Consider the following 9,462-nt stretch of genomic DNA (forward strand, 5'->3'; position numbering starts at 1 on the left):
ACCGCTTTCGCGAGCAAGCCCGCTCCCACACGGGTCTTGCCAGGGTTGCCCTGATCAGGCCGGGAACAGCTCGCTCAATTTCATGGCCAGCATCATGTCGCCTTCAGTGCGCAGTTTGCCGCCCATGAATGCCTGCATGCCGTCGGTGGAGCCGTCAACGATGCCTTTCATGGTTTCGCCGTCCATCACCAGGGTGACTTGGGCGTCCGGGTTTTCACCTTCCAGCAGTTCGCAGGTGTTGTTTTTCACAACCAGCGAGAAGTTCTGGGTGTCGTCGATACGGAAACCGAACACCAGGTCCAGGCCGTCGGCAGCGGCTGGGTTGAATTTGGCTTTCATTGCTTCTACGGCTTTAGCTACGTCAGTCATGGTTTCGATCCTTTTATGGTGAGTCCAGTGACCTTGGGGTCACGGTTGGCCGCAATTCATCGGAAAGTGATGAGCTGCGGCGCCTTCAACAGTTGCAAGTGGGTATGGCTGTTGAAGGAAGCCAGTGCCACCTCGCGACCACGGAATTTCAGCTGGTTGAGCGAGGTGTTAACAATTTGCCAGTTCAGTTCAAAGGCCTGTGCAGCAGGCATTCGGGTAATCAGGTGGAGCAGGGCCGTGATGGTGCCGCCGGAGGTGAACACGGCGATCTTGTCACGGTTGTCGGCGGCTTCGAGGAGGCGTTGCAGGCCACCCTGAACACGTTCGACAAATCCCAGCCAGCTTTCCAGGCCCGGCGGGTCGTAGGTGCCGGCCAGCCAGCGTTCGATGATCAGGGAAAAGATGCGCTGGAATTCGCCACGGTTTTGCGCGGCGTTGCGCAGGATATGCAGGGCTTCGGGTTCGCTGTGCAGCAGGTCCGGGAGCAGGGCGCGGATGATCGCCTCGGCGTCGAACTCGTTGAACGCGCTATCGATTTCCAGCGTGGGTACCGGCAGGCCGAGGGCGCTGTATTGTTCGAAGGCGGCGGTAGCAGTGTGCTGCTGGCGGCGCAGGTCGCCCGACACGCAGCGGTCGAAGCTCAGGCCCAGTTCCGCCAGGTGGCGGCCCAGCACTTGCGCCTGTTGCACACCGATGGGCGACAGCACGTCGTAGTCGTCTGCACCGAAGGAGGCCTGGCCATGTCGAATCAGGTAGATGCTGCCCACGTCCGTTTTCCCGGTACGTTGAAAGTCTGGCGAGGTTATGAGGATGCCGGGAAGCTGTCAATGAAAAAACATACGCTTGTTTTAAAAGGTCGTTAGAGGCCCGCTGCTGGCGGTTTGATCACTGGCCCCATGGCGGTGGCGTCGGTATGCTTGGGCAATCCGCGCCTGGCGCACTGCACTTGTAAGGAGTCACATGGATTTTCTGGCCGAGTACGCTACTTTCCTGGCTAAAACCGTCACCCTGGTCGTCGCTATCCTGGTGGTGCTGATCAGTTTCGCCGCACTGCGCAGCAAAGGCCGCCGCAAAGCTGCCGGCCAGTTGCAGGTCAGCAAGCTCAATGACTTCTACAAGGGTTTGCGTGAGCGCCTGGAGCAGACCCTGCTCGACAAGGACCAGCTCAAGGCCCTGCGCAAGTCTGAAGGCAAGGCCGAAAAGAAGAAGGGCAAGAAGAAGCCAGAAGCCAAGCCACGGGTGTTCGTGCTGGATTTCGACGGCGACATCAAGGCCTCGGCCACTGAAAGCCTGCGCCATGAAATCACGGCACTGCTGAGCCTGGCCACACCCAAGGACGAAGTGGTGCTGCGCCTCGAAAGCGGCGGCGGCATGGTTCACAGCTACGGCCTGGCGTCGTCGCAACTGGCGCGTATCCGCGAGGCGGGCGTGCCGTTGACCGTGTGCATCGACAAGGTCGCGGCCAGCGGCGGCTACATGATGGCGTGCATCGGCGAGAAGATCATCAGCGCACCGTTTGCCATCCTTGGCTCGATTGGCGTGGTGGCGCAGTTGCCCAACGTCAACCGCCTGCTGAAGAAGCACGACATCGACTTCGAAGTGCTGACCGCCGGTGAATACAAACGCACCCTGACCGTGTTTGGCGAAAACACCGAGAAGGGCCGCGAGAAGTTCCAGGAAGACCTGGACATCACCCATCAACTGTTCAAGAACTTCGTGTCGCGCTACCGCCCGCAGCTGGCGATTGATGATGTGGCCACCGGCGAAGTCTGGCTGGGTGTCGCGGCGCTGGACAAGCAACTGGTGGACCAGCTGCAAACCAGCGACGAATACCTGGCGACCAAGGCCAAGACCGCCGAGGTGTTCCACCTGCACTATGCCGAGCGTAAAAGCCTGCAGGAGCGGGTGGGCCTGGCGGCCAGCGGTTCGGTTGACCGGGTGCTGCTGACCTGGTGGAGTCGGCTGACCCAGCAGCGTTTCTGGTAACCCTTCAACTGACTGTCGAAGATCAAAATGTGGGAGCGGCGGTGCGACGATTCGACTTGCTCGCGAATGCGGTGGATCAGTCACAGATGTATTGACTGACACACCGCATTCGCGAGCAAGCCCGCTCCCACATTGGTTTTGTGTCGGTTACATTACCGAGCTAGTAGTGAGACCTGCGGCACCGCCGGTATGGGATGCCGCATCAACGAGCCCACCACCAGCGCCCCCAGCAAACCCAACAACCCCGCCACCCACAGCACCACGCTGAACCCGCCGACGAACGCCTGCCGCGCCAGTGGCTGCACCGTGTACCGCGCGGACTCGGGCAGCAACGCCATGGCCGCTGGCATATCGCCAGCCACTACCCGTGAAGCAATCCCTGCCGCCTGTTCCTGCCACTGGGAGCCGATGCTCGTGTGCAGCAACTGTTCGCTATGGCTGCTCAACAACGCCCCATACACCCCGATCGCCAACATGATCGCGCTGAAGCGCATGGTGGTGCTCATGCCCGACGCCATCCCCGCGCGGTCCCGTGGCACGCAGGCCATGATGTTTTTCTGCGTATCGCCATTGAGCAATCCCGCGCCGGCCCCCGTGACGGCAATCGCCAGGGCGAACGGCAGATAACCACCGATATTGACCGCCCAGGCACTCAGCAGGTTGCCGCAACCCACCAGCGCCAGCCCTGTCGCCATCAGAGTGGCCGGGGCAAAGCGGCCGGCCAGGCGTGCGCCTATCCGCGGACAAATCAACATGGTCAAGGCAAACGGCAACATGCCCAGCCCGGAGGCAATCGCGGAGAAGCCCAGGCCGTTTTGCAGGTAGAACGGCAGCAGCGTCATCATCACCTGGGCACAGCCGGCGTAGGCGAACATCCCCAGCAGTGCACCGATAAAGCGCGGGTGCCTGAACAGTTGCAGGTCGACCATGGGCCGCTGTTGCAGGCGTTCGGCGAGTACAAAAACACCCAGCAACGCAGCGCCTCCCAGCAGCCGCGCGTAAGTCAGCGGGTTGTCCCAGCCGATACGGTTGGCTTCGATCAAACCCCAGATCAGGCACAGCAGGCTGGCACTGAAACTCAGGCTGCCCCAAGGGTCGAGCCTTGCAGCCTGGGCATCGCGGGATTCCGGAATCGCGCGCAGCACCAGTCCCATCAGCACCAGGCCGACCGGCAAATTCAGATAGAAAATCCAGCGCCAGCCCAGGTACTGGGTAATCAACCCGCCGAGGGTCGGTGCGGCGGTCATCGCCACGCCCATGCACGCGCCCCAGAAGGCCCAGGCCTTGGCGCGTTCCACTTCGTCATGGAAGGTATGGCCGATGGAGGCCAGGGCCGAGGTCAGCAGCAGCGCTGCGCCGACACCTTTGACGGCGCGAGCGATATCCAGGAACAACGCATTCGGCGCCGCACCGCAGCCGAGGGAGGCGAGGATGAAAATACCCAGGCCCCAGACCAGGGTCTTCTTGCGGCCAAAGCGGTCGGCAATGCTTCCGGCCGGCAATAACAGGGCGGCGAAGGCCAGCATATAAGCGCTGACCACCCATTCGATATCGGCAAAATTCGCCCCCAGGTCCCGGGCGATGCTCGGCAGGGTCACGGCGACGATATTGGTGTCGAGCACGATCAGCGAACAGACCCCGGAGGCGGTCAGCAGCGTCAGGCGCGGGCTGACCTTGCTCATGGCTGCACCGAAGCCACCGCCGCGAGGGCGATCTCGTCATCGTGGGCCGGAGTATCTGCGCTGATGCCGATGGCGCCCACTACCTGGCCTTCAAGGATGATTGGCTGGGCGCCCTTCATCATCAACAGGCCGGCGGTGATGGCTGCCGGGCGGCCATTGTTGATGGCGTTTTCCAGGTCCCCGGACGGCCGCTTGAAGAGCGCTGAAGTGCGCGCCTTGCCTTGGGCCAGCTCGATACCGGCCACCACGGGAGCGCCATCCATGCGCAGCGTCAGGATCGGCCAGCCACCGTCATCGACGATGGCCACGGCGCAGGGCCAGCCCTTGTCGGCGGCGACCCTGCGCGCGTGTGCGGCGATCTGCTGGGCCGTTGCCAGGCTCAGGATTGCCTTGTGGGCAATGCTTGCCGGGGCTTCTGCGGCCAGCCCTGCGGGCACGGTGCAAAGACCGGCAAGCACCAGGACCAATGATTTGACGAACATGGGAAAGCCTCTCTACTGTGAACGTACCGCGAGCTTATCCCCGGCAGGTGGCGTCCTTGTTAGGCGCCATACGGAACTTCATTACCTTTGAGCTAATCCTGTGATGGAAATACGTCATTTCCGCTACTTCCTGGCGGTTGCCCGGCAACGCAATTTCACCCGTGCTGCCGAACAGCTGGGTATCGCGCCGCCGACCCTGAGCCGGCAGATCCAGGACATGGAAACCACCCTCGGTACGCGCTTGTTTATCCGCCGCCAGCGCGAGGTCAGCCTGACCGAGGCGGGCGCGGCCTTGCTGATCGAGGCAGAGGCCACCGTGCGCCAGTTCGAGTTTGCCCAACGCAATGCCCAGCGCGCCGGGCGTGGCGAGATCGGTCATATCGAACTGGGTTATGTGGCGTCGGCGGTGTATTCGGGGTTGTTGCAGCGTCAGGTGCAGTCGTTCTGCGCGGACTGCCCGGACGTGAGCCTCAGCGTGCGCGAGAGTCCCATGGCGGCGTTGCCGGGGCTGGTGGCGGAGGGGCGTTTCGACATTGGCTACATTCGTTCGCCGATGACCTTGCCTGATGGGGTCGACGGGGTGCGGTTGAGCAGTGAAGGGTTTGTGCTGGCGTTGCCCCAGGATTCGTGGCTGCTGGGGTTGAAGGCAATCAGTTGCGAGCATCTGCAGAACGAGACGTTTATCTTGCCCGAGCAGATCAGCGGCACGCTGCACGTGGCGGCGCAGGGTGGTTATGCGCCGCGACTGGGGCCACAGCCGGGTGGGTTGGTGGCGGTGATTGCGTTGGTGTCACTGGGGCAGGGCGTGGCGGTGGTGCCGGAGTCGGTGGTGGGGCATGTGAGCTTGCCGAATGTCGTGTACCGCAGCATTGAAGGCAGCGAGGCGTCGTCCTGGTTGTCGCTGATTTACCGGCGCTTTGAAAAGGCGCCGGCGGTGGCGCGGTATATAGAGCAGGTGAAGCAGGTAGCCAGGTTGAAGGTTTGATCGCGGCGGGTTAGGTGCTTCACGGGTTAAGTGTGTTGCTGCCTTCGCGAGCAAGCCCGCTCCCACCTTCGACGGCATTCCAAAGATGGAACTCGGTCGAAGGTGGGAGCGGTCTTGCTCGCGAAGGGGTCATTTCAAGCACTACACCAACCGCGGTTGAACCGAATCCGCCAATCGCGTCAGTATCAAGCAGCACGATACCGCTCCGGCATCCAGTACACCCAACGAGCGCTCGCCCAGGCGGCTGGCGCGGCCGATTTTTGCCACCAGGTCCCTGGTGGAATCCCGCCCCCGCGAAGCAGCACTTTTCATCGCCTCCAACGCCTCACTGAATGACGCCCCCGACCCATTGGCCTGTTCAAACGCTTCCACCGCCGGAATCAAGGTGTCCATCAAACACTTGTCACCCACGCCGGCTTCGGTGATGTCCTGCAACGAGGTCAACCCCCCCCGCAGCAAATGGGCAAAGGTCGCCGCGTCAATCTGTTCGCTGCCGCGCACCTCATCCGCCATGCCGATAAACAGGCTGCCATACAACGGCCCCATGGAGCCGCCGATGCCTTCCATCAGGCTCAGTGTCAACTCATCCAGGGCTTCGGCCAGGGTCAGCTGGCGGCCTTCAATCGTGCGCCCGCAATGGGCGAACCCCTTGGCCATGTTGATGCCGTGGTCGCCATCGCCAATGGCGCCGTCGACTTCGCTCAGGTATTCGCGGTTGGCAACGATCACGCTGACCAGGTCGGCGACGATGGCGCTGCCGTCGTGGGTGGAGAAATGCTGGCTCATGGTTTAGTCCGCCTGGGTCATGCCGATGGAACGGCAGGGTTGGTCGATCAGGGATTTCAGCTCGGCGTCCAGGCCCAGCAAGGTCAGGGTCACGCCCATCATTTCCAGGGAGGTGAAGTAGTTGCCCACGTAGCAGCGGTGAATCTTCAAGCCCCTGGCTTGCAGCTGACGTTCAACCTCGGCGTAGAAAATGTAAAGTTCCATCACCGGCGTCGCACCCAGGCCCGAGACCAGCACCACCACGCTGTCATCCTGGCTGAAGTCGCGGTCGGCGAGGATCGGCGCGAGCATGCGCGCGGCCATGGCTTCGGCGGATTCGATGGCGATGACTTCAATGCCCGGTTCGCCGTGATGGCCGATGCCCAACTCCATCTGCCCGTCGGGAATCTGGAAGTTCGGCTTGCCCACCGCTGCGATGGTGCAGGGCGTGAGGCCGATGCCGATGGAGCGGCAGTTGTCGACCGCTTTCTGGGCGACACGAATCACCCCGTCCAGGTCGTAATGCTGGGCCGCGGCCGCACCGCCGACCTTCCACATGAAGATCTCGCCTGCCACGCCGCGACGCTTGGCGATGTCGGCCTTGGGCGCCGACGCCACGTCGTCGTTGGCGACCACGGTGCGGATGCGCATGTCCTTGCTGGCGGCCATCTTCATCGCCAGCTTCACGTTCATGTTGTCGCCGGCATAGTTGCCGTACAGGCACGCCACCCCGGCGCCGTGGTCGGCGGCACGGAAGGCGTCGAAGAAGCTTTTGGCGGTGGGCGAGGAGAAGATTTCGCCGACGGCCACGGCGTCTACCAGGCCGGGGCCGACGTAGCCAAGGAAGGCCGGTTCATGGCCGGAACCGCCGCCGGTCACGATGCCCACGCGGCCTTGTGGCGACGGCTTGGCCTTGCCGATCACCCGTGGATTGGTTTCGTATTGGCGCAGCTCGGGGTGCGCGACCAAGATGCCCCGCAGCATGTCCTCGACCACCTGATCCGGATCGTTTATCACTCGATTCATAACGCGGTTTCCTGTGTTCTTGTTCTTGGTGTGGGAGCCGGGGGCTTTTGTGGGAGCTGGCTTGCCTGCGATTGCATCGGCTCGGTGTCACAAATAGACCGAGGCGTCTGCATCGCAGGCAAGCCAGCTCCCACAAAAAGCCTAAGCCCGGCGCCCGCAGGGTTTTGTGTTATTGGGCCAATCAGGGTTCCAGGACGACTTTAAGCGACTTGTCCCCGCGCTCCATCACCGCAAACGCTTCCTTGAAGTCCGCCAGGGCAAACTTGTGGGTCACCACGTCGCGCATGTCGATCTTGCGGTTGCCGATAAAGTCGATGGCGCGCGGGTACATGTAGGGGCCGAGGTGCGAGCCCAGCACGTCCAGTTCCTTGCGGTCACCGATGATTGACCAGTCCACCGTGGCCTCGTCGTTGAACACGCTGAATTCCACGAAGCGCCCCAGCTTGCGCAACATCGCCAGGCCCTGGTTCACCGCCTTGTGGTGCCCGGTGGCTTCGATGTAAATGTCGCAACCGTAGCCGTCGGTGATCTCGCGAATCTTCGCCATCACGTCGACTTCAGCCGGGTTCCACACTTCATCCGCACCCATGCGCAGGGCGAGGGCAGCGCGTTCGGGTTTCATGTCGAGCACGATGAGTTTTTTCGGGTTGCGCATGCGCACCGCACCGATGATCCCCAGGCCCAGGGTGCCGGCGCCGGCCACCACCACGATGTCGTCGAAATCCACATTCGCCCGTTCCGCCGCGTGCAGCGAACAGGCCAGGGGTTCGATCAGGATGGCTTCGTCCGGGGCAATCGAGTCCGGTACTTTGTGGATGATGCCTTCCTTGGTGAAGATCATGTACTGGGCCATGGCGCCCTGGACGTTGTTCTGGAAGCCGTACAAGTCGTGTTTCTGGCACATCCAGTACTGGCCGTGGTTGCAGAAGCGGCAGCCCCAGCACGGCACGATCTGTTCGGAAATCACCCGGTCGCCGACCTTCACCCCGCGCTTTTCCGCGCCAGGGCCGAGGGCGACCACGCGGCAGACAAACTCGTGGCCGGGAATCATCGGCGGCTTCACGTAGCGCGGCTGCTCGGCGTCGCCCCAGAACGAGGGCGCGCCGCGGTAGGTCTTGATGTCGCCCATGCAGATGCCGCACAGCTCGACCTTGGTGAGGATCTCGTCGGGGCCGGGCGTCGGCACATCGACGGTCTCCAGGCGATAGTCTTCGGGGCCGTGACAGACCACGGCCTGCATGGTTTTCGGAATGACGGGGGACAGTTGTTCGGCAGTGCGTTCGGTAACGGTAGACATGACGATAAACCTCACGACAAAGGATCAATTACTGGATGCTGTAGCCACCGTCGATCACCACGTTTTCCCCGGTGATCATCTGTGCGGCGTCGCTGAGCAGGTACAACGCCAGCCCGGCGATTTCTTCCGGCTGGGCAAAGCGGCCCGCCGGGATCTGCAATTTGGCCCGTTCCCCCAGCTCGCCCGCCCAGGCCTTTTTGCCGAGGGCGGTTTCGACGATGGTCGGGGAGATGGCGTTGACGTTGATGTGGGGCGCCCATTCCATGGCGAGCACCTTGGTCATGCCGACCACGGCGGCCTTGCTGGCGCAGTAGGCGACGTGACGGTCCAGGCCGATCACCGCCGCTTGGGAGGCGAGGTTGACGATGCGCCCGCTGCCCTGGGCCAGCATGTGCCTGGCGCAGGCCTGGGCCACGAAGAAACTGGCCTTGAGGTTGATGTCGAGAGTGGTGTCCCAGGCGTTTTCACTGACGTCCAGGGCCTTGTCCAGCAGGGCCACGCCGGCGCTGTTGACCAGGTAATCCAGGCGTTTGAAGTGATCGAATACGTAATCGACGGTGCTGTGCACCTGGTCGAGTTGGCGCAGGTCCACGGCGATGCCGATGTTCCCGGCGCCGAGGCTGGCGGCGACTTCGACCACGGCCGGGTCGCGGTCCAGCAGGGCCACCCGCGCGCCGCGTTCCACCAGCAGGCTGGCACAAGCCAGACCGATCCCGGCGGCCCCGCCGGTGATCACGGCGCAGCGGCCGGTGAGGTCGAAGGCTTGATTCCAGAATCCAGACATGAACATGACTCCATTTTTCAGATCGGTGGAGATCCAATGTGGGAGCGGGCTTGCTCGCGAAAGCGGTGTATCAGGTGGCACATCTG

Annotated in this window: 10 protein-coding genes; 2 read left to right on the forward strand and 8 right to left on the reverse strand. The window is 62.6% G+C overall.

Annotation, left to right across the window (positions count from 1 at the left end; translation table 11 throughout):
• Window positions 1–54: 54 nt before the first annotated feature.
• Both ACW9I6_RS27190 and ACW9I6_RS27195 read right to left on the reverse strand, forming a co-directional pair.
• A complete protein-coding gene (locus tag ACW9I6_RS27190) occupies window positions 55–369 on the reverse strand; it encodes an SCP2 sterol-binding domain-containing protein (protein WP_003215671.1) in 315 nt (104 codons plus the stop codon).
• Window positions 370–425: 56 nt separating this feature from the next.
• Entirely contained in the window at window positions 426–1,136 is a 711-nt protein-coding gene (locus ACW9I6_RS27195) for a histidine phosphatase family protein (RefSeq protein ID WP_102368789.1), read from the reverse strand.
• A gap of 193 nt (window positions 1,137–1,329) precedes the next feature.
• Here ACW9I6_RS27195 and sohB point away from each other — a divergent pair, with 193 nt between their 5' ends.
• Entirely contained in the window at window positions 1,330–2,355 is a 1,026-nt protein-coding gene (sohB, locus tag ACW9I6_RS27200; protein WP_008434663.1) for a protease SohB, read from the forward strand.
• A 152-nt stretch (window positions 2,356–2,507) separates the two neighbouring features.
• Here the strand turns inward: sohB and ACW9I6_RS27205 are convergent, their stop codons facing one another.
• Together ACW9I6_RS27205 and ACW9I6_RS27210 are read right to left on the reverse strand one after the other, a co-directional pair.
• Window positions 2,508–4,037, reverse strand: coding sequence for an MFS transporter (locus tag ACW9I6_RS27205; RefSeq protein WP_457340042.1), 1,530 nt, complete (start codon window positions 4,035–4,037; stop codon window positions 2,508–2,510).
• Entirely contained in the window at window positions 4,034–4,519 is a 486-nt protein-coding gene (locus ACW9I6_RS27210; protein ID WP_457340043.1) for a GlcG/HbpS family heme-binding protein, read from the reverse strand. The genes ACW9I6_RS27205 and ACW9I6_RS27210 overlap by 4 nt, the downstream gene beginning before the upstream one ends.
• A 103-nt stretch (window positions 4,520–4,622) precedes the next feature.
• Between ACW9I6_RS27210 and ACW9I6_RS27215 the strand changes: the two genes are divergently transcribed.
• The gene (locus ACW9I6_RS27215) at window positions 4,623–5,504 is read left to right on the forward strand and encodes a LysR family transcriptional regulator (protein WP_003215680.1); all 882 of its coding nucleotides are present in this window, start codon (window positions 4,623–4,625) and stop codon (window positions 5,502–5,504) included.
• Between the two features lie 141 nt (window positions 5,505–5,645).
• On the opposite strand, the gene dhaL is transcribed toward ACW9I6_RS27215, so the two are convergent.
• The 4 genes from dhaL to ACW9I6_RS27235 all read right to left on the reverse strand — a co-directional run bounded on the left by dhaL (window position 5,646) and on the right by ACW9I6_RS27235 (window position 9,376).
• Window positions 5,646–6,290 carry a dihydroxyacetone kinase subunit DhaL gene (gene dhaL / locus ACW9I6_RS27220; protein ID WP_177049910.1) on the reverse strand — a complete coding sequence of 215 codons (645 nt, stop codon included), beginning with the start codon at window positions 6,288–6,290 and terminating at the stop codon, window positions 5,646–5,648.
• A gap of 3 nt (window positions 6,291–6,293) precedes the next feature.
• Window positions 6,294–7,295, reverse strand: coding sequence for a dihydroxyacetone kinase subunit DhaK (locus ACW9I6_RS27225; protein ID WP_178903700.1), 1,002 nt, complete (start codon window positions 7,293–7,295; stop codon window positions 6,294–6,296).
• Between the two features lie 181 nt (window positions 7,296–7,476).
• Window positions 7,477–8,592: an erythritol/L-threitol dehydrogenase gene (locus ACW9I6_RS27230; protein ID WP_008434653.1), complete on the reverse strand. Its 1,116-nt coding sequence runs from the start codon at window positions 8,590–8,592 to the stop codon at window positions 7,477–7,479.
• A 28-nt stretch (window positions 8,593–8,620) separates the two neighbouring features.
• On the reverse strand, window positions 8,621–9,376 hold the full coding sequence (locus tag ACW9I6_RS27235) for an SDR family oxidoreductase (protein ID WP_008434650.1): 756 nt from the start codon (window positions 9,374–9,376) through the stop codon (window positions 8,621–8,623).
• Window positions 9,377–9,462: the final 86 nt, after the last annotated feature.

This window comes from Pseudomonas sp. SDO5522_S412 (assembly GCF_054071215.1).

Coding starts and splice junctions, on each gene's coding strand:
- dhaL (WP_177049910.1), bottom strand. CDS start 6,290: ATGAGCCAGCATTTCTCCACCCACGACGGCAGCGCCATCGTCGCCGAC.
- ACW9I6_RS27225 (WP_178903700.1), bottom strand. CDS start 7,295: ATGAATCGAGTGATAAACGATCCGGATCAGGTGGTCGAGGACATGCTG.
- ACW9I6_RS27215 (WP_003215680.1), top strand. CDS start 4,623: ATGGAAATACGTCATTTCCGCTACTTCCTGGCGGTTGCCCGGCAACGC.
- ACW9I6_RS27230 (WP_008434653.1), bottom strand. CDS start 8,592: ATGTCTACCGTTACCGAACGCACTGCCGAACAACTGTCCCCCGTCATT.
- ACW9I6_RS27190 (WP_003215671.1), bottom strand. CDS start 369: ATGACTGACGTAGCTAAAGCCGTAGAAGCAATGAAAGCCAAATTCAAC.
- ACW9I6_RS27235 (WP_008434650.1), bottom strand. CDS start 9,376: ATGTCTGGATTCTGGAATCAAGCCTTCGACCTCACCGGCCGCTGCGCC.
- ACW9I6_RS27210 (WP_457340043.1), bottom strand. CDS start 4,519: ATGTTCGTCAAATCATTGGTCCTGGTGCTTGCCGGTCTTTGCACCGTG.
- ACW9I6_RS27205 (WP_457340042.1), bottom strand. CDS start 4,037: ATGAGCAAGGTCAGCCCGCGCCTGACGCTGCTGACCGCCTCCGGGGTC.
- sohB (WP_008434663.1), top strand. CDS start 1,330: ATGGATTTTCTGGCCGAGTACGCTACTTTCCTGGCTAAAACCGTCACC.